The organism is Pseudomonas chlororaphis, assembly GCA_001023535.1.
Classification (GTDB): Bacteria; Pseudomonadota; Gammaproteobacteria; order Pseudomonadales; family Pseudomonadaceae; genus Aquipseudomonas; species Aquipseudomonas chlororaphis_E.
Genome location: CP011020.1, coordinates 1194961 through 1216205, shown reverse-complemented (window position 1 = coordinate 1216205; position 21245 = coordinate 1194961). Strand labels below are relative to the sequence as shown.

At 63.3% G+C, this 21245-nt stretch carries 17 protein-coding genes; 12 read left to right on the top strand and 5 right to left on the bottom strand.

Annotated elements, in window-relative coordinates; all coding sequences use genetic code 11:
- Window positions 1-102: 102 nt before the first annotated feature.
- The 4 genes from VM99_05235 to VM99_05220 all read left to right on the top strand — a co-directional run bounded on the left by VM99_05235 (window position 103) and on the right by VM99_05220 (window position 7508).
- Entirely contained in the window at window positions 103-3396 is a 3294-nt protein-coding gene (locus VM99_05235; protein ID AKJ97483.1) for an IMP dehydrogenase, read from the top strand.
- A 224-nt stretch (window positions 3397-3620) separates the two neighbouring features.
- Window positions 3621-6107 carry a molybdopterin oxidoreductase gene (locus tag VM99_05230; GenBank protein AKJ97482.1) on the top strand — a complete coding sequence of 829 codons (2487 nt, stop codon included), beginning with the start codon at window positions 3621-3623 and terminating at the stop codon, window positions 6105-6107.
- Window positions 6107-7000: a transglutaminase gene (locus tag VM99_05225; protein AKJ97481.1), complete on the top strand. Its 894-nt coding sequence runs from the start codon at window positions 6107-6109 to the stop codon at window positions 6998-7000. Before VM99_05230 ends, VM99_05225 begins: the two co-directional genes overlap by 1 nt.
- Window positions 7001-7130: 130 nt before the next feature.
- On the top strand, window positions 7131-7508 hold the full coding sequence (locus VM99_05220) for an NUDIX hydrolase (protein AKJ97480.1): 378 nt from the start codon (window positions 7131-7133) through the stop codon (window positions 7506-7508).
- A gap of 53 nt (window positions 7509-7561) precedes the next feature.
- On the opposite strand, the gene VM99_05215 is transcribed toward VM99_05220, so the two are convergent.
- Both VM99_05215 and VM99_05210 read right to left on the bottom strand, forming a co-directional pair.
- On the bottom strand, window positions 7562-7744 hold the full coding sequence (locus VM99_05215) for a hypothetical protein (GenBank protein ID AKJ97479.1): 183 nt from the start codon (window positions 7742-7744) through the stop codon (window positions 7562-7564).
- Window positions 7745-7811: 67 nt separating this feature from the next.
- The gene (locus tag VM99_05210; protein ID AKJ97478.1) at window positions 7812-8399 is read right to left on the bottom strand and encodes an LOG family protein; all 588 of its coding nucleotides are present in this window, start codon (window positions 8397-8399) and stop codon (window positions 7812-7814) included.
- Window positions 8400-8749: 350 nt separating this feature from the next.
- Here VM99_05210 and VM99_05205 point away from each other — a divergent pair, with 350 nt between their 5' ends.
- Window positions 8750-9196, top strand: a complete 447-nt coding sequence (locus tag VM99_05205; GenBank protein AKJ97477.1) for an azurin — start codon at window positions 8750-8752, stop codon at window positions 9194-9196.
- Between the two features lie 230 nt (window positions 9197-9426).
- Here VM99_05205 and nadE read toward each other — a convergent pair whose 3' ends face one another.
- From nadE to VM99_05190, 3 genes are all read right to left on the bottom strand, one after another.
- Window positions 9427-10254 (bottom strand): NAD synthetase, encoded by an 828-nt coding sequence (gene nadE / locus VM99_05200; protein ID AKJ97476.1) that lies wholly within the window; start codon window positions 10252-10254, stop codon window positions 9427-9429.
- Between the two features lie 4 nt (window positions 10255-10258).
- Window positions 10259-11485: a nicotinate phosphoribosyltransferase gene (locus VM99_05195; protein ID AKJ97475.1), complete on the bottom strand. Its 1227-nt coding sequence runs from the start codon at window positions 11483-11485 to the stop codon at window positions 10259-10261.
- A 133-nt stretch (window positions 11486-11618) separates the two neighbouring features.
- Window positions 11619-12527 carry a LysR family transcriptional regulator gene (locus VM99_05190; protein AKK01699.1) on the bottom strand — a complete coding sequence of 303 codons (909 nt, stop codon included), beginning with the start codon at window positions 12525-12527 and terminating at the stop codon, window positions 11619-11621.
- Window positions 12528-12693: 166 nt separating this feature from the next.
- Here VM99_05190 and VM99_05185 point away from each other — a divergent pair, with 166 nt between their 5' ends.
- The 7 genes from VM99_05185 (at window position 12694) to VM99_05155 (ending at window position 21104) form a co-directional block, all read left to right on the top strand.
- Window positions 12694-14184 carry an aldehyde dehydrogenase gene (locus VM99_05185; protein AKJ97474.1) on the top strand — a complete coding sequence of 497 codons (1491 nt, stop codon included), beginning with the start codon at window positions 12694-12696 and terminating at the stop codon, window positions 14182-14184.
- Between the two features lie 169 nt (window positions 14185-14353).
- A complete protein-coding gene (locus VM99_05180) occupies window positions 14354-15637 on the top strand; it encodes an FAD-dependent oxidoreductase (GenBank protein ID AKJ97473.1) in 1284 nt (427 codons plus the stop codon).
- A 370-nt stretch (window positions 15638-16007) separates the two neighbouring features.
- Complete coding sequence (locus tag VM99_05175) at window positions 16008-17144, top strand: amino acid ABC transporter substrate-binding protein (protein AKJ97472.1); 1137 nt, start codon at window positions 16008-16010, stop codon at window positions 17142-17144.
- A gap of 180 nt (window positions 17145-17324) precedes the next feature.
- Window positions 17325-18239 carry a branched-chain amino acid transporter permease subunit LivH gene (locus tag VM99_05170; GenBank protein ID AKJ97471.1) on the top strand — a complete coding sequence of 305 codons (915 nt, stop codon included), beginning with the start codon at window positions 17325-17327 and terminating at the stop codon, window positions 18237-18239.
- A gap of 2 nt (window positions 18240-18241) precedes the next feature.
- Window positions 18242-19522, top strand: coding sequence for a branched-chain amino acid ABC transporter permease (locus VM99_05165; protein ID AKJ97470.1), 1281 nt, complete (start codon window positions 18242-18244; stop codon window positions 19520-19522).
- On the top strand, window positions 19519-20391 hold the full coding sequence (locus tag VM99_05160) for an ABC transporter (GenBank protein AKJ97469.1): 873 nt from the start codon (window positions 19519-19521) through the stop codon (window positions 20389-20391). Before VM99_05165 ends, VM99_05160 begins: the two co-directional genes overlap by 4 nt.
- On the top strand, window positions 20388-21104 hold the full coding sequence (locus VM99_05155) for an ABC transporter ATP-binding protein (GenBank protein ID AKJ97468.1): 717 nt from the start codon (window positions 20388-20390) through the stop codon (window positions 21102-21104). The genes VM99_05160 and VM99_05155 overlap by 4 nt, the downstream gene beginning before the upstream one ends.
- The last annotated feature ends 141 nt before the right edge of the window (window positions 21105-21245 follow it).

Sequence of the window (21245 nt, the reverse complement as noted above, 5' to 3'; positions counted from 1 at the left end):
GTGCTCTACTGCCTTGAGTAGACGAAGAAAGTGTCCGGCCTGCCTGCATGGCATAAGTCTTGCGCCGCTTTCGATAACGCCCAGGCTCGCAGGAGACACGCCGTGTCGATCCATGTTGCTTTGCACCACGTCACGCATTACCGCTACGACCGCGCCGTCGAGCTCGGGCCGCAGATCGTTCGCCTGCGCCCGGCGCCCCATAGCCGTACGCGGATTCTTTCCTATGCGCTGAAGGTCTCGCCCGACCAGCACTTCATCAACTGGCAGCAGGACCCCCAGGGCAATTACCTGGCGCGGCTGGTGTTTCCCGAGAAAACCGAGGAACTGCGGATCGAGGTCGACCTGCTGGCGGAAATGGCGGTGTTCAACCCCTTCGACTTTTTCCTCGAGCCTTATGCCGAGAAGATCCCCTTCAGCTACGCCGCCGATGAGCGCAAGGAGCTGGCCCCGTACCTGGAAACCCTGCCGCTGACGCCGCGGTTGCAGGCTTACCTGGAGGGCATCGACCGCACGCCGCTGCCGGCGGTGGATTTCCTGGTGGCGCTCAACCAGCGCCTGAGCGAAGACATCAACTACCTGATCCGCATGGAGCCCGGCGTCCAGACTCCGGAGCACACCCTGGAGCAGGCCTCCGGTTCTTGCCGCGACTCGGCCTGGTTGCTGGTGCAACTGTTGCGCAACCTCGGCCTGGCGGCGCGGTTCGTGTCCGGTTACCTGATCCAGTTGACGGCCGATGTGAAAAGCCTCGACGGCCCGTCCGGGACCGAGGTGGACTTCACCGACCTGCATGCCTGGTGCGAGGTCTACCTGCCGGGCGCGGGCTGGATCGGCCTGGATGCGACGTCGGGGTTGTTCGCTGGCGAAGGGCATATCCCGCTGGCGTGCAGCCCCGATCCGTCCTCGGCGGCGCCGATCAGTGGCCTGGTGGAACCGTGCGAGTGCGCGTTCAGCCACACCATGTCGGTCGAGCGCGTCTGGGAAGCGCCGCGGGTGACCAAGCCGTACACCGACGCGCAATGGCTGGCGATCCAGGCCCTGGGCCGGCAGATTGACGTGGATCTGCTGGAGGGTGATGTGCGCCTGACCATGGGCGGCGAGCCAACGTTCGTGTCCATCGACGACCCGGATGGCGCCGAGTGGAACACCGCGGCGCTCGGGCCGGACAAGCGCAGGCTGTCTGCCGAGCTGTTCGCTCGGATGCGCGACCACTATGCCCCCAAGGGCCTGGTGCATTTCGGCCAGGGCAAGTGGTACCCCGGCGAACAACTGCCGCGCTGGTCGCTCAATTGCTATTGGCGCCGTGATGGTGTGCCGATCTGGCACAACAGCGCACTGATCGCCGACGAGCAGCAGGACTACCAGGCTGACGGCGAGCTGGCGGGGCGCTTCCTGACCCGCGTCGCCGAGCGCCTGAACATTCCCGCGCGATTCGTGTTCCCGGCCTACGAAGACAATTTCTATTACCTGTGGCGCGAAGGCGCGCTGCCTTCGAATGTCACGGCCCAGGACCCACGCCTGGAAGAGCCTTTGGAGCGCGCGCGGCTGCGCAAGGTCTTCAGCCAGGGCCTGGACAAGGTGATCGGTCAGGTTCTGCCGTTGGCCCGCACCGCCAAGGGCGATCAATGGCAAAGCGGCCGCTGGTACCTGCGGGATGAGCACTGCCGGCTGGTGCCGGGGGATTCGCCCCTGGGCTATCGCCTGCCGTTGGCGTCGCAGCCCTGGGTCAAGGCGGCTGAGTTCCCGTTTATCCACGCCACCGATCCGAACCAGGATTTTCCTGAGTTGCCCGACACCGAACGGTTGGCGCAGCACGGCGAAGCGGCCGTCGACCCGGATCGTGCGCCGCCGGTCGATGTCTCGGCCGATTGGCTGACCCGCACCGCCCTCTGTGCCGAGGCCCGCGACGGCCGACTGTACCTGTTCATGCCACCGCTGGAGCGGGCCGAGGATTACCTGGAGCTGGTCAGCGCCATCGAGGCGACGGCGCAGGCACTGCACTGCCCGGTGCTGCTGGAAGGCTATGAGCCGCCGAGCGACCCGCGCCTGGGCAATTTGCGTATTACCCCCGACCCGGGCGTGATCGAGGTCAACGTGCAACCCTCGGCCACCTGGGACGAGTTGGTCGAGCGCACCGAGTTCCTCTATGAGCAAGCGCGGCAGACCCGCTTGACCACCGAGAAATTCATGATCGACGGCCGGCACACCGGCACTGGTGGCGGTAACCATTTCGTACTGGGCGGCGCGACACCGGCTGACTCACCTTTCCTACGGCGTCCTGATCTGCTGCGCAGCCTGATCAGCTACTGGCATAACCACCCGTCGTTGTCCTACTTGTTTTCCGGATTGTTCATCGGCCCGACGTCCCAGGCGCCGCGGGTGGACGAGGCGCGCAACGACGCGTTGTACGAGTTGGAAATCGCTTTTGCGCAGATGCCCCAGCCGGGGGAGGAATGCCCGCCCTGGCTGGTTGACCGGTTGTTGCGCAACCTGTTGATCGACGTGACTGGCAATACCCACCGCGCCGAATTCTGCATCGACAAGCTCTATTCCCCGGACGGTGCCACCGGCCGTCTCGGCCTGCTGGAGCTGCGCGCTTTCGAGATGCCGCCTCACGCCCGCATGAGCCTGGTCCAGCAACTGTTGCTGCGGGCATTGGTGGCGCGGTTCTGGCGCGAGCCCTATGCGCCGGCGAAATTGGCGCGCTGGGGCACCGAACTGCATGACCGATTCCTGTTGCCGCACTTCATCGAGCAGGATTTTGCCGACGTCATCAATGAGCTGAACGCTGCCGGCTACCCGTTGCGCGCCGAGTGGTTCGCCGCTCACCTGGAGTTCCGTTTCCCCAAGGTTGGCGATTACGCGGTCAATGGCATCGAGTTGCAGTTGCGCCAGGCCCTCGAACCCTGGCATGTGCTCGGGGAGGAGGGCGCGGCGGGCGGCACTGTGCGTTATGTGGATTCCTCCCTGGAGCGCTTGGAGGTCAAGCTCAATGGCCTGGCACCGCAACGTTATGTGTTGACCTGCAACGGCGTGCCGGTGCCGCTGCACCCCACCGGTCGGGTCGGCGAGTTCGTCGCCGGGGTGCGTTTTCGCGCCTGGCAACCGGCCAACTGCCTGCAACCGACCATTCCGGTGCAGGCGCCGCTGGTCTTCGATGTGCTCGACACCTGGACGCAGCGTTCCCTGGGCGGCTGCCAGTATCACGTGGCGCATCCTGGCGGGCGCAACTACGAGAGCCTGCCGGTCAATGCCAACGAAGCCGAGAGCCGGCGGATGGCGCGCTTTTTCCGGCTCGGGCACACGCCCGGGAAAATTCCGATACCGAGCCTGGCCGTGGATGACGAATTTCCGCTCACGCTTGATCTGCGGCGTTTCCATGGGGCCCCGAAAATGTAACGCACATCTCCTGTGGCGAGGGAGCTTGCTCCCGCTGGCTGCGAAGCAGCTCCTTTTTGTGAGCGCTTCGCACGGGTGCGCCAGCCCGGTCAAGCGGGAGCAAGCTCCCTCGCCACGATGGTTCAAGGCTGAAATAGGTTGCCAGGCCCAAGGCAACACACATCTATCCGCGCGTCATCTGCTTGCGCTAGTCTGATCCTTCATTGCCGTCTGCCGAGCTTTCCATGCCTGACCTGCTTGACCGTTACCCGCTGACGACGGGCACCTATCACGAATTGCTGGACGACAGCGGTGCGGTGCGCCCGCACTGGCGACGGCTGCTCGACCAATTGCAACGCAGCACGCCGGCCCAGTTGATCCAGCGCCAGGCCCTGCTGGCGCGGCAGATCCAGGAAAACGGCGTGACCTACAACGTCTACGCGGACCCCAAGGGTGCGGATCGGCCGTGGGAACTGGACCTGCTGCCGCACGTCATCGATGCCCAGGAGTGGAAGCACCTGTCGGCCGGCATCGCCCAGCGCGGCCGCCTGCTCAACGCCGTGCTGGCTGATCTGTACGGGCCACAGCGGCTGATCAGCGAGGGCCTGTTGCCGGCGGAACTGGTGTTCGGGCACAACAATTTCCTCTGGCCCTGCCAGGGCATTGCCCAGCCGGGCGCCAACTTCCTGCACCTGTACGCGGTAGACCTGGCGCGCACACCCGATGGCCGCTGGTGGGTCACGGCGGATCGGACCCAGGCGCCGTCGGGGGCCGGGTATGCGCTGGAAAACCGCATGATCGTTTCCCGCGCGTTTCCTGAGTTGTACCGTGACCTCAAGGTGCGGCACCTGTCCGGCTTCTTCCGGACCCTGCAGGAAACCCTGGCACGCCAGGCGCCCAGCGATGGCGAGGCGCCGTTGGTGGTGCTGCTGACGCCGGGGCGGTTCAACGAAAGCTATTTCGAACACCTGTACCTGGCGCGCCAGCTGGGATATCCGCTGGTAGAAGGCAGCGACCTGACCGTCCGGGACGCCACGGTCTACCTCAAGACCCTCAGCGGCCTGCGCCGGGTCCACGCCATCATGCGTCGGCTCGACGATGATTTCTGTGACCCGCTGGAACTGCGCACCGATTCGGCCCTGGGCGTGCCGGGGCTGCTGGAGGCGGTGCGCCAAGGCCGGGTGCTGGTGGCCAATGCCTTGGGCAGCGGCGTGCTGGAGTCGCCAGGGTTGTTGGGCTTTTTGCCGCAAATCAACCAGTACCTGTTCGGCGAAGCGTTGTTGCTGCCGTCGATCGCCACCTGGTGGTGCGGTGAGCCACCGGTGCTGGCCCAGGCCTTGGAGAAGTTGCCTGAACTGCTGATCAAGCCGGCATTCCCCTCGCAGAGCTTCAACCCGGTGTTCGGCCGCGACCTGAGCGAACAGCAACGCAGCCAACTGGCGGCGCGCATGCAGGCGCGTCCCTATGCGTACGTCGCCCAGGAGCTGGCGCAACTGTCCCAGGCTCCGGTCTGGCAGGCCGAGGACGGGCAGATCCAGCCCCGGGCCATTGGCATGCGCGTGTATGCGGTGGCCGGGAAGGACGATTATCGGGTGCTGTCCGGTGGCCTGACGCGCGTGGCCGCCGAGGCCGACGCCGAGGTGGTGTCGATGCAGCGCGGTGGCGCCAGCAAGGACACCTGGGTGCTGGCGGAGCAGGCACCGGGCGGCGAGCAGTGGGCCGCCCAGCGGACCGTAGGCGTCCACGACCTGGTTCGCCGTGACCCGTACCTGCCGTCGCGGGTGGTGGAAAACCTGTTCTGGTTCGGCCGCTACTGCGAGCGCTGCGACGACAGCGCGCGGCTGTTGCGGATCATGCTCGCGCGCTACGTCGACGGCGATGATCCGCAGGCCTTGCAGTCGGCGGTGGCCCTGGGCGAAAGCCTGATGTTGCTGCCCGACGAGGGCCAATTGCCCGAGCGGTTGCTGGCGGCCCTGCTGGGCGAGGACTGGTCGTTCAGCCTGCGCTCCAACCTGCAGCGCTTGCAGTGGGCGGCGTCCCAGGTGCGTGGGAAGTTGTCGCGGGAGAACTGGCAGGCGCTGGTTGAGCTGCAGCGCGAGGCCATGGAACTGGACACCGCCGAGCCGGATTTCGGCGAACTGCTGGACTTCCTCAACCGGCTGGTGATGTCCCTGGCGGCGTTGTCCGGTTTTGCCCTGGACGACATGACCCGCGACGAGGGCTGGCGCTTCCTGATGATCGGCCGGCGTCTGGAGCGCCTGCAATTTCTCAGCAGCAGCCTGGCGGCATTCCTGCGGGGCGAGGCCGTGTTCGATCAGGCCGGGCTGGAATGGTTGCTGGAGTTGGGTAACAGCAGCATCACCTACCGCTCGCGCTATTTGGCGGTGGCGCAACTGATCCCGGTGCTCGACCTGCTGTTGCTGGACGAGCAGAACCCCCATGCGGTGCTCTTTCAGTTGAAACTGGTGGCCCGCACCCTCAAGCGTCTCAACGATGACTTCGGCGCGCCCCGGGACGTTGCCTTGCCGGACCTGGTGACGCGCCTTTCACGCTTCGATTTGCGTTGCCTGGAAAACCCGTTGTTCGGCGAAACCAGCCTGCGCGCGGCGCTCGACGGGTTGGCCGACCTGCTCCAGGAAGTGGCCGATGTCAGCGGTCAGGTGTCCGATCGCCTGGCCTTGCGTCACTTTGCCCATGTCGATGATGTCAGCCAGCGCACGGTGTCCGTCTGATGAGCGCCCATTACCAGATTTTCCACGACACCCATTACCACTACGACAGTCCGGTTTCCCTGGCCCAGCAGCTCGCGCACCTGTGGCCACGGCCGTGTGAGTGGCAACGTTGTACCGAGCAGCAGTTGTTGATCAGCCCGGAACCGACCACCCGCCGCGATGAGCAGGACGTGTTCGGCAACCCATTGACCCGGCTGGCCTTCGAGCGGCCGCACGACGAACTGCAGGTCAACGCACGGTTGAGCGTCGAAGTGCTGGCCCGTCCTGAGCTGGATTTCAATATGTCCCCGGCCTGGGAGTCGACCTGCCAGGCCCTGAGCTACAGTGGCCGGCCGCTCACGGCCCCGGTGCTGGAGGCGTGCCGTTACCGCTTCGAGTCGCCCTATGTGCACCTCAAGCGCAGTTTCGTCGAGTTTTCCGTAAGCTGTTTCCCGCCGGGCCGGCCGTTGATGCTCGGGGTCCGGGCGTTGATGGAAAAGATTTTCCAGGAATTCACCTTCGACGCCGAAGCGACCCAGGTGGCGACGCCGTTGGTGGAGGTGCTGGAGCGGCGGCGGGGCGTGTGCCAGGACTTTGCCCACCTGATGCTGGCCAGTCTGCGCTCACGCGGGCTGGCGGCGCGTTACGTCAGTGGCTACCTGCTGACCCAGCCGCCACCCGGCCAGCCCCGCCTGATCGGCGCCGACGCGTCTCACGCCTGGGTGTCGGTGTATTGCCCGGTGCTGGGCTGGGTGGATTTTGATCCGACCAACAATGTGCAGCCGGCCCTGGAGCACATCACCTTGGCCTGGGGCCGCGACTTTTCCGATGTGTCGCCGTTGCGCGGGGTGATCCTGGGCGGCGGCAACCACGATCCCGAGGTGCGGGTGACGGTGATGCCGGTTGAGTCATAGGACGATCACTGTGTGGGAGCGGGCTTGCTCGCGCAAGCGGGTTGTCAGTCGATGACGAGGTCGCTGGCACACCGCCTTCGCGAGCAAGCCCGCTCCCACAGGCAAGGTATTCAATCGCGAGGAAAGCGTCATGTTCCCGGTTTCCATCAAAGGCGTCCTGCAATCCCCCGAAGGCCTGGTCGTGCTGATGCTCAATGAGCGAGACGAGTGGGAATTGCCCGGTGGGCGGATCGAGCTGGGCGAGACGGCGCCGCAATGCCTGGCGCGGGAGATCGCCGAGGAGCTGGCGGTCGATGTGAGCGTGGGCGAGCCGCTGGACACGTACCTGTTCGAGGTGATTCCCGGCAAGCACGTGTTCATCGCCACCTATCGCTGCCAGCTACAGGGTGGTTTCGTGCCGACGATCAGCCATGAACACAAGGAGATTGGTCTGTTCGAGCCGAGCCGGTTGCCGGCCAACCTGCCGCAGGGCTATCGCCAGTCGATTGGCCGGGCATTGGGTTCGTAAGGCCGGCAGCGGGGCTGCCGACCCAGGACACAGGACCGGCGGGCCAGGAGGGATCAGGCGTCAGACGCCGGGTCTTTCGGTGCGTCACCTTCGTCGGTGGTCATGTCGCTTTCGGCGTCGTGGCTCAGTGCCGCTTCTTCAGCCGAGGCTTTCTTGCGCTGCAGCTTTTCCTCTTTCTTCTGCTCCTTGGCCAGGTCTCTCTGACGTTTGGCGAAGGAATAATTGGGTTTGGCCATGGGCGTTCCTCTGGGGTCGAAGGGAGGTAGAGCGGCGCGTATTCTGCCCTGTATCGGGGCCGAGCCGTTAGCGGGGTTTTTGTTCGGCCCACTTCGGCTGCACCGAGGGTTGCCATTCGTCCAGCGCGTCGAGCAGGTCATGGGCCGATTCGCTCACTTGCAGCATGTCACGATGCGGCGCCCGGACGAAGCCTTCGCCGACGATGTGGTCGAGGAAACCGGTCAGTTTGCTGTAGAACCCGTTCACTTCCAGCAGGCCCAGCGGTTTGCCGTGATAGCCGAGCTGGCCCCAGGTCCAGACCTCGAACAACTCTTCCAGCGTGCCGAGGCCGCCGGGCAGGGCGATGAAGGCATCGCTGAGTTCGGCCATGCGCGCCTTGCGGGCATGCATGCCGTCCACCACCTCCAGGCGGGTCAGGCCGGCGTGGCCGATCTCCTTGTCCTTCAGGCTTTGGGGAATGATGCCAATGACTTCACCGCCGGCCGCCAGGGCCGCGTCGGCAACGATGCCCATCAGGCCGACGGCACCGCCGCCATAGACCAGTGTCAGCTTGCGCTCGGCCAACGCCTTTCCCAGGGCCTGCGCCGCTTCACGGTAGGCGAGATGGCTGCCGGTGCTGGCGCCGCAAAATACACAAACAGATGCAATGGACATGCTTTACTCCGTGGGTCGATGACCGTTGCAGAGTAAAGCCTCGTCACGGGTGTGCAAAGGCGCTTAAGGTCTTAGCCTTCGCGCTGGGGTTTTTCGTAGGTGCCACTGGCGCCGCAGGCGTAGGCGGCGAGCAAGCTGCACAACAGGCTGTTGAGGTTCATGGTGGACGCTCCAGAGGTTGATGGAGCCGATCATAGGACTGGCTCGTGCATCTGGCTGGTTGATTGTGTCCATCAGGCTGATAGCCTTAAGTTGTATACAATGTTTGATTCAGGTCATAGGAACTTGTCTGAAATTAAGGCAGTCTTCCCCTTTGAAGGAATTTTCTAACCATGCCTTGGAGATTCACGATGTTTGCCAAACTTGTTGCGGTATCCCTGTTGACGCTGGCCAGCAGCCAACTGATGGCAGCGGAGTGCAAGACCACGATCGATTCCACCGACCAGATGTCCTTCAGCAACAAGGCCATCGAAATCGACAAGAGCTGCAAGACATTCACCGTTGAACTGACCCATTCGGGCAGCCTGCCGAAAAACGTCATGGGCCATAACTGGGTCCTGAGCAAGGAAGCCGACATGCAGCCGATCGCGACCGATGGCCTGGGGGCTGGCATCGACAAGAACTACCTGAAAGACGGTGACGCCCGCGTCATTGCCCATACCAAAGTGATCGGTGCCGGTGAAACAGACTCGGTGACCTTCGACGTGTCGAAGCTCGATGCGGCTGAAAAATATGGTTTCTTCTGCTCGTTCCCGGGCCACATTTCGATGATGAAAGGTACTGTGACCCTGAAATAATTTCTGTGGGAGCGGGCTTGCTCGCGAAGGCGGCCGGACATTCAACATAAATGCCACAGATACACCGCCTTCGCGGGCAAGCCCGCTCCCACAAGGGATTGGCAGTGAACACAAATGCTGTGCACGCCGCAGCTTCCATGTGGGAGCGAGCTCGCTCGCGAAGACGGCGGCGCCATCACCGGGTGGTTGGCTGACCGCCCGCTGTCACGAGCAGGCTCGCTTTCACGCAATCATGGCGCGTACGGCAGGACCCGTTTGTGCTCGGTCTTGCGGTAGGTTTCGCAGATGATCCGGGCGGCGTCTTCGCGGATGGTCTTGCCATGCAGGAAGGCGTCGATCTCGCCGTAGGTCACGCCGTGGGCGGCTTCGTCGGGTTTGCCGGGGGAGAGGTCCTCGAGGTCGGCCGTGGGGACTTTCTCCACCAGCGATTCCGGCGCGCCGAAGTCACGGGCGATGGCCCGGACCTGGTTTTTCACCAGGCCGCTCAGCGGGGCCAGGTCGCAGGCGCCGTCACCGAACTTGGTGAAGAACCCCATCACGGCTTCGGCCGCGTGGTCGGTGCCGATCACCAGGCCATGTTCGGCACCGGCGATGGTGTACTGCGCCACCATGCGCATCCGCGCCTTGGTATTGCCCAGCACGAAATCCCGCGAGCCCGGTGCCTTGCCTTCGAAGGCCAGCACCTCTTTGGCCAGCGCCTTGACCGCCGGGCCGATGTTGACGGTGTGGCGTTCGTCCGGTTCGATGAAGTCCACGCAGGCTTGTGCTTCGTGCTCGTCGAACTGGGTTTCGTAGGGCAGGCGCACGGCGATGAACTTGTAGGCCGGGTTGCCGGTTTTCTCCCGCAGTTCACGCACCGCCCGTTGGGCCAGCAATCCGGCGGTCAGCGAATCGACTCCGCCGCTGATGCCCAGCACGAGGGACTTGAGCCCGGAATTGACCAGGCAATCCTGGATGAAGCCCACCCGCCGTGCGATTTCAGCCTTGAGGGCCGCGTCATCGGCGAACGGTGGCTGGACGTTGAGTTGTTCAGCAATCTCACGCTGTACGGCTTGCATGAATTCACTCCTTGCTAGAGGGGTCGATAAGGTCGGCAGGTACTTGGAAAACATGTCGCATGTAGGCGACGAAATTGGGGTCCTTGCAGTGGGTCTTGCCGGGCTCGTCGGAAATCTTGGCCACGGGTTGCCCGTCACAACTGATCATTTTAAGTACGATGCTCATTGGCTCTACACCTGCAATGTCGCAGGTCAGGTTGGTGCCAATACCGAAGCTGACATTAATGCGACCACGCAATGCGCGGAAAATCTCCAGGCATTTGGGCAGGTTCAGGCTGTCGGAGAACACCAGGGTCTTGCTCATCGGGTCGATGCCCAGCTTGTGGTAGTGGGCGATGGCCTTTTCGGCCCAGATCACCGGGTCGCCGGAGTCATGGCGCAGGCCGTCGAACAGCTTGGCGAAGAACAGGTCGAAATCCGCCAGGAATGCGTCCATGGTGATGCAATCGGTCAGCGCGATCCCCAGCAGGCCCCGGTACTCGCGCACCCAGCAGTCGAGGGCGGCGATCTGGCTGTCGATCAGCCGCGGGCCCAGTTGCTGGTGCGCCATGATCCATTCGTGGGCCATGGTACCCAAGGGTTTCATGTCCAGCTCCCGGGACAGGTGCACGTTGCTGGTGCCGACGAAACGTCCGGGGAAATCATGCTTGAGCACGTTCACCACTTCTTCCTGGACGCGGTAGGAAAAGCGTCGCCGGGTGCCGAAGTCCGCGACCTGCAGTTCGGACAACTCGTCGGCGCTGGCATTGGCGGTCAGCCAGTCGAACTTGCGGTACAGCTGCTCCCGCGCCTGTTCCAGGACTATTTCCCGGTAGCGATAGCGGTTGCGCACTTCGCTGACGATGGCCAGCAGCGGTACTTCGAACAGGATCACGTGCAGCCACGGCCCCCGCAGGCGGATGAACAGCTCGCCGTTGTCGATGCCGGTGTGCACGTACCGCAGGTTAAAGCGAAACAGGCCCAGGAAGCGCAGGAAGTCCGGCTTGAGAAAGCTGATGCGTTCCAGGAACCCCAATTGATCGGCGCTCAGGCTCAACTCGGCCAGGCGCTCGATCTGGAAGCGGATCTCCGCCAGGTAGGGGCGCAAGTCTTCGCTGTTGCGGCAACGAAACTCCCATTCGACTTCAACGTTGGGGTAGTTGTGCAGCACCGCCTGCATCATCGTCAGTTTGTAGAAGTCGGTGTCGAGCAGGTTCTGCACGATACGATCGGCAAATACACTCTCGCTCATGGCGGGTCTCCAGGCAGGTCGCTGCGTCGGGCAGCGGGGTGCAGCGGTTTGTTGAAAAGGTTAGTGGCGCATAACCTGGATGGGTATTGCCAGTGTTTTTTAGTCCCGCAGATCTTTGTGGCGAGGGATGCAGTTAATGTGGCAGATCCGGGTTGCCGATCTGTTCAAGCATCCATTCCACAAACGACTTCACCTTGGGCACCTCCGCCGAGTGCTCGGGGTAGGCCAGGTAATAGGCGCTGGTGCTGGGCATCGCGTGTTGCCAGGGGATGACCAGTTTGCCGTCGGCCAGTTCTTCTTCCACCAGAAAGCGCGGCAGCAGTGCCACACCGCAGCCGACCTGGGCGGCGCGGATGCACATGTAGAAGGTTTCGAAGCGTGGCCCGTGGTAGCTGTGTTCGGTGTGGTAGCCCTGGCTGTCGAACCAGTCGTGCCAGGCCTGTGGGCGGGAGGCGTTCTGCAGCAGGACCAGGTCGGCCAGTTGGGTCGGGTCGCTGAAGGGCCTTTCGGGCAGGCTGCCGGGGGCGCAGACCGGTACCAGTTCTTCGCTGAACAGTTTCAGGGATTCGGAACCGGGTCGTGAGCCCTGGCCGAAATAAAAGGCCAGGTCGCTGCGTCCTTGCAGCAGGTCGTCGGCTTCCTGTTCGCTGCACAGGTCCAGATGAATCGTCGGATGGCGCAGCCGCCAGCCCTTCAGGCGCGGGACCAGCCAGCGAGCACCGAAGGTCGGAGGCGTGGAAACCCGCAGGACTTCAGTGTCGCCGCCGTAGGAACGCAGGTAATGGGTGGACATCTCCACCTGCGTGAGGATTTTTCGCACTTCACCCAGGTACAACTCGCCGGCCGGCGTGAGTTGCAGGCGGCGGCGGACGCGCCGGAACAGCAAGTGTTGCAACAGTTCTTCCAGTTGCGCGACCTGCTTGCTGACGGCGCTCTGGGTCAGGTGCAGTTCTTCGGCGGCGCGGGTGAAACTCAAGTGCCGCGTCACCGCTTCGAAGCATTGCAGCGCCGTGATCGATGGCAAATAGCGTTTGTTGAGCATGGTGAGGCCTTGTTTCCGGTCGCTCTGCCTGGGCAGCATGAATAAACGGAATGATATCTCGCTTAATGGTCGTTTGTTGCCAAGTCTCGCGCCAGCTACAACTACAGTCCTGATCAGCCGTCTTCGTCCGGTTGCCGCCTATTGTCTTTTGCGTGAGGAATTTTCCATGGTTGCTGCATTGCTTGATCGTCTCGGTGTCGACTCGGCCCTGTACCAGAACGGCACCCAGCCGGTGCATTCACCTATCGACGGCAGCCGCATCGGCGCCGTGAACTGGGAAGGTGCCGCTGAAGTCGAGCAGCAGGTCAGCCGTGCCGAGCATGCCTTCGACCTGTGGCGCCAGGTGCCGGCGCCGCGCCGTGGCGAACTGGTGCGTCAATTCGGCGACCTGTTGCGCCAGTACAAGGCCGACCTTGGCGAACTGGTGTCGTGGGAAGCCGGCAAGATCACCCAGGAAGGCCTGGGTGAAGTGCAAGAGATGATCGACATCTGCGACTTCGCCGTCGGCCTGTCCCGCCAGTTGTACGGCCTGACCATCGCCTCCGAGCGCCCGGGCCACCACATGCGTGAATCCTGGCACCCGCTGGGCGTGGTCGGGGTCATCAGCGCGTTCAACTTCCCGGTGGCGGTCTGGGCCTGGAACACCACCCTGGCCCTGGTGTGCGGTAACGCGGTGATCTGGAAACCTTCGGAAAAGACCCCGCTCACCGCCCTGGCCTGCCAGGCGCTGTTCGAGCGCGTGCTGAAGAACTTCAGCGATGCGCCGCCGTACCTGAGCCAGGTGATCATCGGCGGCCGCGACGCCGGTGAAGCGTTGGTGGACGATCCTCGCGTGGCGTTGATCAGTGCCACCGGCAGCACCCGCATGGGCCGCGAAGTCGCGCCGAAAGTCGCCGCGCGCTTTGCCCGCAGCATCCTCGAACTGGGCGGCAACAACGCCATGATCCTCGCGCCGAGCGCCGACTTGGACATGGCCGTGCGCGCGATCCTGTTCAGCGCCGTCGGCACCGCCGGCCAGCGTTGCACCACGTTGCGCCGGTTGATCGCCCACGAGTCGGTGAAGGATGAAATCGTCACCCGCCTCAAGGCCGCCTATTCGAAAGTGCGCATCGGCCATCCGCTGGAAGGCAACCTGGTCGGGCCGCTGATCGACCAGCACAGCTTCGACAACATGCAGGATGCGCTGGAGCAGGCCCTGAGCGAAGGCGGGCGGGTGTTCGGCGGCAAGCGCCAGCTCGAAGACCAGTTTCCGAATGCCTATTACGTGTCGCCCGCCATCGTCGAGATGCCGGAGCAGAGCGACGTCGTGCGCCACGAAACCTTCGCGCCGATCCTGTACGTGGTCGGCTACAAGGACTTCGCCGAGGCCCTGCACCTGAACAACGCTGTGCCCCAGGGCCTGTCGTCCTGCATCTTCACCACTGACGTGCGTGAAGCCGAACAGTTCATGTCGGCGGTGGGCAGCGACTGTGGCATCGCCAACGTCAACATCGGCCCGAGTGGCGCGGAAATCGGCGGCGCCTTCGGTGGCGAGAAAGAAACCGGCGGCGGTCGCGAATCCGGTTCCGACGCCTGGCGCGGCTACATGCGCCGCCAGACCAATACCGTGAACTACTCGCTGGCGCTGCCGTTGGCCCAAGGGATTACCTTCGACTGAGGTTGTTAGGGGCGGATTTTCAATTCGTGGAGATCCTTTGTGGGAGCGAGCTTGCTCGCGATAGCGGTGCGTCAGTCACATAGCCGTTGAATGTGCCGCCGCTTTCGCGAGCAAGCCCGCTCCCACAGCTGAATGTGTAGGGGTTGGGTTTCTTTTTCGGAGTCTGGCAATGCCGTTACGCGAAGAATGTCTGTGGGAAAAACTGACGCCGCAAAGGCCTGAAAATACTTCGCTCACCGGGGAGATCACAGCCGATGTCTGCGTGATCGGCGCCGGCTTCACCGGGCTGTCGGCAGCCGTGCATTTGCTGGAGCAGGGCAAGCGCGTCGCGTTGCTGGAGGCCCATCGGGCCGGGCATGGAGGCTCGGGGCGCAACGTCGGGCTGGTGAACGCCGGCCTTTGGATCCCGCCGGACGAGATCGAGGCCGGGTTCGGCGAAGCGGTGGGCAGCCAGCTCAATCGCATGCTGGGGGCCGCGCCAGCCCTGGTGTTCAGCCTCGTCGACAAATACAACATCGATTGCCAGTTGCGCCGCGAAGGCACCCTGCACATGGCCCATAACGCCCGGGGCGAGGCTGACCTGCGCAGTCGCGAAGCCCAATGGAAGCGCCGTGGCGCCCCAGTGGAGCTGCTCACCGGGCAAGCCTGCGTCGAGGCCACGGGCACCTCGAAAATCGCCGCCGCCTTGCTCGACCGACGCGCCGGCACGCTCAACCCCATGGCTTACGCCAGCGGCCTGGCCAAGACGGCCAGGGACCTTGGCGGGCGGTTGTTCGATCACTCCCCGGTCACCCGCCTGGAGCGCCAAGGCCAGCGCTGGTCGGTGCAAACGGCCCAGGGCTCGGTGCTGGCCGAGCAGGTGGTGATCGCGTCCAACGCCTACACCGAAGGCGACTGGACCGAGCTGCGGCGCAACTTTTTCCCGGGCTATTACTACCAGGTCGCCTCGGTCCCGCTGACCGACGACGCGGCCCGGCGCATCCTGCCGGGCGGACAGGGTTCGTGGGACACCCGCCAGGTCTTGAGCAGCATTCGCCGGGACAAGGACGGTCGCTTGTTGCTCGGCAGCCTGGGCAATGGCAACCGCAAGCCGACCTGGTTCCTCAAGGCGTGGGCCGACCGGGTACAGCGCCACTATTTTCCCTATCTCAAGCCCGTGGAGTGGGAATGCACCTGGACCGGGTGCATTGCCTTTACCCCGGATCACCTGATGCGCCTGTTCGAGCCGGCCCCCGGGCTGGTGGCCGTGACGGGCTACAACGGGCGCGGGGTGACCACCGGGACGGTGGTCGGCAAGGCCTTCGCCGACTACCTTTGCCGGGGCGACGCGAAGGCGCTGCCGATCCCCTTCGCGCCCATGCAGCCGCTGGCCGGCGTGGGGCTGCGCAGTTGCCTGTACGAGGCGGGTTTTTCGCTGTATCACGCGGGCCAGTGCCTGCGGATCGTCATCTGAGTGTAGAAAAATGTTACCGCGCGCCGCGTTTTCCGGCGCAGCGGCTAGCCTGTTATGGTGCGGGTTGTAGCAGTTGCGCACCGCCAGTGTGCAGTTCGGTGACGCAGGATGTTACAGCGTGGTTGCACGTCGTTTCGTACGATGGTTGCAATGATGGCTCATGGAGGGTTTCACCCACATAAATGCAAGGTTGCACCTTGTGCGGTTTAGACGGTTGCACGCCCTATGAAAAAGGGCCCGAAACAGTCGAAATAACAATAAAGCAGCGACTTTTTTCAGAATAAAAAACCGATGGCACGGCCCTTGCTCTGAGCTTCTCAGTGAAATGAAGTCGCAGTGCCAACTAAAAAAAACCTTGGAGCACCACCTCATGTCCCAGACGTTTTACAAGAAAGGCTTCCTGGCCCTCGCAGTGGCAGCTGCGCTGGGTGTGTCCGCGTTTGCGCAGGCTGATGTGAAATTCGGTGTGGCGGGGCCAATGACGGGGGCCAACGCGGCCTTCGGCGAGCAGTACATGAAAGGTGCCCAGGCGGCCGCTGATGTCATCAACAAGGCCGGTGGCGTCAACGGTGAGAAAATCGTCCTGGTCGCCGGCGACGACGCCTGCGAACCCAAGCAGGCCGTGGCCGTGGCCAACCGCCTGGTGGACCAGGACAAGGTGATTGGCGTGGTCGGGCACTTCTGCTCGTCCAACACCATCCCGGCCTCCGAGGTCTATGACGAGGCGGGTGTCATCGCCATCACCCCAGGCTCGACCAACCCGGCAGTGACCGAGCGCGGCCTGAGCGCGATGTTCCGCATGTGCGGGCGTGACGACCAGCAGGGCATCGTGGCCGGCGACTACATCGTCGACGTGCTCAAGGGCAAGAAAGTCGTCGTGCTGCACGACAAGGACACCTACGGCCAGGGCCTGGCGGATGCCACCAAGGCACAGCTGGAGAAGCGTGGCGTGAAGGCCGTGCTGTATGAAGGCCTGACCCGTGGCGAGAAAGACTTCAGCGCCGTGGTCACCAAGATCCGGGCGGCCGGTGCCGACGTGGTCTACTTCGGTGGCCTGCACCCGGAAGCCGGCCCGCTGGTTCGCCAACTGCGTGAACAAGGCCTCAAGGACGTGAAATTCATGTCCGACGATGGCATCGTCACCGACGAACTGGTCACCACCGCCGGCGGCGCGCAATACGTCGATGGCGTGTACATGACCTTCGGCGCCGATCCGCGCCTGCTGCCAGACAGCAAGGCCGTGGTGGACGCTTTCCGGGCCCAGGGCGTCGAGCCTGAAGGCTACACCCTGTACGCCTACGCGTCGGTCCAGGCGCTGGCCGCCGGTTTCAACGGTGCCAAGTCCAACAAGGGCGAGGACGCGGCCAAGTGGCTGAAGGCCAATCCGGTGCAGACCGTCATGGGCAAGAAAGAGTGGGACGCCAAGGGTGACCTGAAGGTCTCCGACTACGTGGTCTACCAGTGGGACAAGGACGGCAAATACCATCAGTTGGAAAAACAGAAATAATTGAAGGGATAACGGCTTGTGGCGAGGGAGCTTGCTCCCTCACCACGATCGTCCTTCCCGGGCTAAGACCCACCTGTCTTTTCTCTCGAAAGCTGCGCACACATCGTGCCGCGTCGGCGGCTGAACCCCGGTCCGTCGCCGCGTTGTGCGTGCAGCCTTTCAAATGCGTGAGATCGCGTTATGGATGGTATTTTCCTGCAGCAACTGATCAACGGCCTGACCCTCGGGTCGGTCTATGGTCTGATCGCCATCGGCTACACAATGGTCTACGGCATCATCGGCATGATCAACTTCGCCCACGGCGAGGTTTACATGATTTCCGCTTACCTCGCGGCAATCAGTCTGGCTCTGCTGGCTTACTTCGGTATCGAATCCTTCCCGCTGATGATCCTCGGCACCCTGGTATTCACAGTCGTGGTCACCGGGGTCTACGGCTGGGTCATCGAACGCGTCGCCTACAAACCCCTGCGCAACTCCACCCGCCTGGCACCGCTGATCAGTGCCATCGGTATCTCGCTGATCCTGCAGAATTACGCCCAGATCAGCCAGGGCGCCCGCCAGCAGGGCGTGCCGACACTGCTCGAAGGCGCCATGCGCGTCGACATCGGCAGTGGTTTCGTGCAACTGACCTACACCAAGATCTTCATCCTGGTGGCGGCGTTTGCCGGGATGGCCCTGCTGACCTACATCATCAAGTACACCAAGCTGGGGCGCATGTGCCGCGCCACCCAGCAAGACCGCAAGATGGCCTCGATCCTGGGGATCAACACCGACCGGGTGATTTCCTACGTGTTCATCATCGGTGCCGCCATGGCGGCCCTGGCCGGCGTGCTGATCACCATGAACTACGGCACGTTCGACTTCTATGCCGGCTTCATCATCGGCATCAAGGCGTTCACCGCGGCGGTGCTCGGCGGCATTGGCTCCCTGCCTGGGGCGATGCTCGGCGGAATCATCCTCGGGATCTCCGAGTCGCTGTTCTCCGGTCTGATCAACTCTGACTACAAAGACGTGTTCAGTTTCTCGCTGCTGGTGCTGATTCTGATTTTCCGTCCCCAAGGCCTGTTGGGTCGCCCACTCGTGGCGAAGGTATAAGTATGTCTGCTGCCAATAAACCGATTGATATCAAACAGAGCGTCATCGACGCGATCCTGGCCGGGCTGATCTCGCTGATCGTGTTCGGGCCGATTGTCGGCGTGGTGCTCGACGGCTACAGCTTCAACCTGCAACCGGCCCGCGTCGGCTGGCTGGTGGCGATCGTGATGATCGGGCGCTTTGCCTTGAGCCTGTTCCTGCAAACGCCTCGGGGCCTGAAGGTGCTCCAGGGTTTCGAAAGCTCCGGCTCCGGCGTGCACGTCCTGCCACCGGACTACAAGTCGCGCCTGCGCTGGATCATCCCGGCACTGATCGTGATCGCCATCGTGTTTCCGTTCTTCGCCAACAAATACGTGCTCACGGTGGTCATCCTCGGGTTGATCTACGTGTTACTGGGCCTGGGCCTGAATATCGTGGTCGGCCTGGCGGGGCTGCTCGACCTGGGCTACGTGGCGTTCTACGCCATCGGCGCCTATGGCCTGGCGCTGGGTTACCAGTACCTGGGCCTGGGTTTCTGGACGGTGCTGCCCCTGGCGGCGATTGCGGCGGCGATGGCCGGCTGCATATTGGGGTTCCCGGTGTTGCGAATGCACGGTGACTACCTGGCGATCGTGACCCTGGGCTTTGGCGAGATCATCCGGCTGGTGCTCAACAACTGGCTGTCGTTCACGGGCGGGCCCAATGGCATGCCAGTGCCGTCGCCGACGTTCTTCGGCCTGGAGTTCGGGCGAAGGGCGAAGGACGGCGGGGTGCCGTTCCATGAGTTCTTCGGTATCGATTACAACCCGAACCTGAAATTCCTGTTCATCTACATCGTGCTGTTCATCGTCGTGATGCTGGTGCTCTACATCAAGCATCGCCTGACCCGCATGCCGGTCGGGCGTGCCTGGGAAGCCCTGCGCGAAGATGAAATCGCCTGCCGCTCCATGGGCCTGAACCACGTGCTGGTCAAGCTATCGGCGTTCACCATTGGCGCCTCCACGGCCGGCCTGGCCGGGGTGTTCTTCGCCAGCTACCAGGGGTTCGTCAACCCATCGTCGTTCACCTTCTTCGAGTCGGCGCTGATCCTGGCGATCGTCGTGCTCGGTGGCATGGGCTCGACCGTGGGCGTGGTGATCGCGGCGTTCGTGCTCACTGTGGCGCCGGAGTTGCTGCGCAGTTTCTCCGAGTACCGGGTGCTGCTGTTCGGCGTGTTGATGGTGTTGATGATGATCTGGCGACCTCGCGGCCTGATTCGTATCAGCCGTACCGGTGTGACGCCGCGCAAGGGGGTAGCGCCATGAGCGAAGTCGTACTTTCCGTAGAAAACCTGATGATGCAGTTCGGTGGCATCAAGGCCCTCAGCGACGTCAGCCTACAGGTCAAGCGCAACTCGATCTTCGCCCTGATCGGCCCCAACGGCGCGGGCAAGACCACGGTGTTCAACTGCTTGACCGGGTTCTACAAAGCTTCGGGCGGCAGGATCGAGCTCAACGTGCGTGGCGAGCGGACCAACGTCATCAAGCTGTTGGGCGAGGCCTTCCGGCCGACCGACTTCGTGTCGCCGAAATCCTTCGCCAGCCGGCTGTACTACAAGATGTTCGGCGGGACCCACCTGGTGAACCGCGCCGGCCTGGCCCGGACGTTCCAGAACATCCGCTTGTTCAAGGAAATGTCGGTGCTGGAAAACCTGCTGGTGGCCCAGCACATGTGGGTCAACCGCAGCCTGTTGGCCGGCATCCTCAACACCAAGGGCTACCGCAAGGCTGAAAGCGATGCCCTGGACCACGCCTTCTACTGGTTGGAAGTGGTGGACCTGGTGGATTGCGCCAACCGCCTGGCGGGCGAGCTTTCCTACGGCCAGCAACGGCGCCTGGAAATTGCCCGGGCCATGTGCACCCGTCCGCAGATCATCTGCCTGGACGAGCCGGCGGCCGGCCTCAACCCTCAGGAAACCGAAGCGCTGAGCGCGATGATCCGGCTGCTGCGCGACGAGCATGATCTGACCGTGGTGCTGATCGAACACGACATGGGCATGGTAATGAGCATTTCCGACCACATCGTGGTGCTGGACCACGGCAACGTCATCGCCGAGGGCGGTCCGGAGGCGATTCGCAACGATCCGAAGGTGATCGCGGCCTACCTGGGCGCCGATGAAGAGGAATTGGTATGAGTACACCGATCCTCGAACTCAAGGAACTGGACGTGTTCTACGGGCCGATCCAGGCCCTGAAGAAAGTCTCGATGCACATTGGCGAAGGCGAGACCGTGAGCCTGATCGGCTCCAACGGTGCCGGCAAGTCCACGCTGTTGATGTCGATCTTCGGCCAGCCGCGCGCGGCCGGCGGGCAGATCATCTACCAGGGCGTGGACATTACCCACAAGTCGTCCCACTACATCGCGTCCAACGGCATTGCGCAGTCGCCGGAGGGGCGCCGGGTGTTCCCCGACATGACCGTCGAGGAAAACCTGCTGATGGGCACCATTCCCATCGGTGACAAGTACGCCAGCGAAGACATGCAGCGCATGTTCGAGCTGTTCCCGCGGCTCAAGGAGCGGCGCAACCAGCGGGCCATGACGATGTCCGGCGGCGAGCAGCAGATGCTCGCCATCGCCCGGGCACTGATGAGCCGGCCGAAGTTGTTGCTGCTCGACGAGCCGAGCCTGGGGCTGGCGCCGATCGTGGTGAAGCAGATCTTCTCCACCCTGCGGGAGCTGGCATCCACGGGGATGACCATCTTCCTGGTGGAGCAGAACGCCAATCACGCCCTCAAGCTGTCGGACCGGGCCTACGTGATGGTCAACGGTGAAATCCGCCTGACCGGCACCGGCAAGGAACTGCTCGCCAACGAAGAGGTGCGCAACGCGTACCTGGGCGGGCATTGAGGCAGGGATTGCAATGAGGAAACCCGGCGCAATCGCCGGGTTTTTTTATCTTTCCAGTTCACCGCAAACACTGTGGGAGCGGGCTTGCTCGCGAAAGCGGTTTCCCATCCAGCACCCTATCGGCTGACTCGCCGCATTCGC

Excerpts from the sequence above, each read along its gene's own strand:
- VM99_05225 (AKJ97481.1), top strand. The coding sequence starts at position 6,107 with ATGAGCGCCCATTACCAGATTTTCCACGACACCCATTACCACTACGAC.
- VM99_05210 (AKJ97478.1), bottom strand. The coding sequence starts at position 8,399 with ATGTCCATTGCATCTGTTTGTGTATTTTGCGGCGCCAGCACCGGCAGC.
- VM99_05180 (AKJ97473.1), top strand. The coding sequence starts at position 14,354 with ATGCCGTTACGCGAAGAATGTCTGTGGGAAAAACTGACGCCGCAAAGG.
- VM99_05155 (AKJ97468.1), top strand. The coding sequence starts at position 20,388 with ATGAGTACACCGATCCTCGAACTCAAGGAACTGGACGTGTTCTACGGG.
- VM99_05160 (AKJ97469.1), top strand. The coding sequence starts at position 19,519 with ATGAGCGAAGTCGTACTTTCCGTAGAAAACCTGATGATGCAGTTCGGT.
- VM99_05195 (AKJ97475.1), bottom strand. The coding sequence starts at position 11,485 with ATGAGCGAGAGTGTATTTGCCGATCGTATCGTGCAGAACCTGCTCGAC.
- VM99_05175 (AKJ97472.1), top strand. The coding sequence starts at position 16,008 with ATGTCCCAGACGTTTTACAAGAAAGGCTTCCTGGCCCTCGCAGTGGCA.
- VM99_05170 (AKJ97471.1), top strand. The coding sequence starts at position 17,325 with ATGGATGGTATTTTCCTGCAGCAACTGATCAACGGCCTGACCCTCGGG.
- VM99_05190 (AKK01699.1), bottom strand. The coding sequence starts at position 12,527 with ATGCTCAACAAACGCTATTTGCCATCGATCACGGCGCTGCAATGCTTC.
- VM99_05185 (AKJ97474.1), top strand. The coding sequence starts at position 12,694 with ATGGTTGCTGCATTGCTTGATCGTCTCGGTGTCGACTCGGCCCTGTAC.
- VM99_05230 (AKJ97482.1), top strand. The coding sequence starts at position 3,621 with ATGCCTGACCTGCTTGACCGTTACCCGCTGACGACGGGCACCTATCAC.
- VM99_05205 (AKJ97477.1), top strand. The coding sequence starts at position 8,750 with ATGTTTGCCAAACTTGTTGCGGTATCCCTGTTGACGCTGGCCAGCAGC.
- nadE (AKJ97476.1), bottom strand. The coding sequence starts at position 10,254 with ATGCAAGCCGTACAGCGTGAGATTGCTGAACAACTCAACGTCCAGCCA.
- VM99_05165 (AKJ97470.1), top strand. The coding sequence starts at position 18,242 with ATGTCTGCTGCCAATAAACCGATTGATATCAAACAGAGCGTCATCGAC.
- VM99_05220 (AKJ97480.1), top strand. The coding sequence starts at position 7,131 with ATGTTCCCGGTTTCCATCAAAGGCGTCCTGCAATCCCCCGAAGGCCTG.
- VM99_05215 (AKJ97479.1), bottom strand. The coding sequence starts at position 7,744 with ATGGCCAAACCCAATTATTCCTTCGCCAAACGTCAGAGAGACCTGGCC.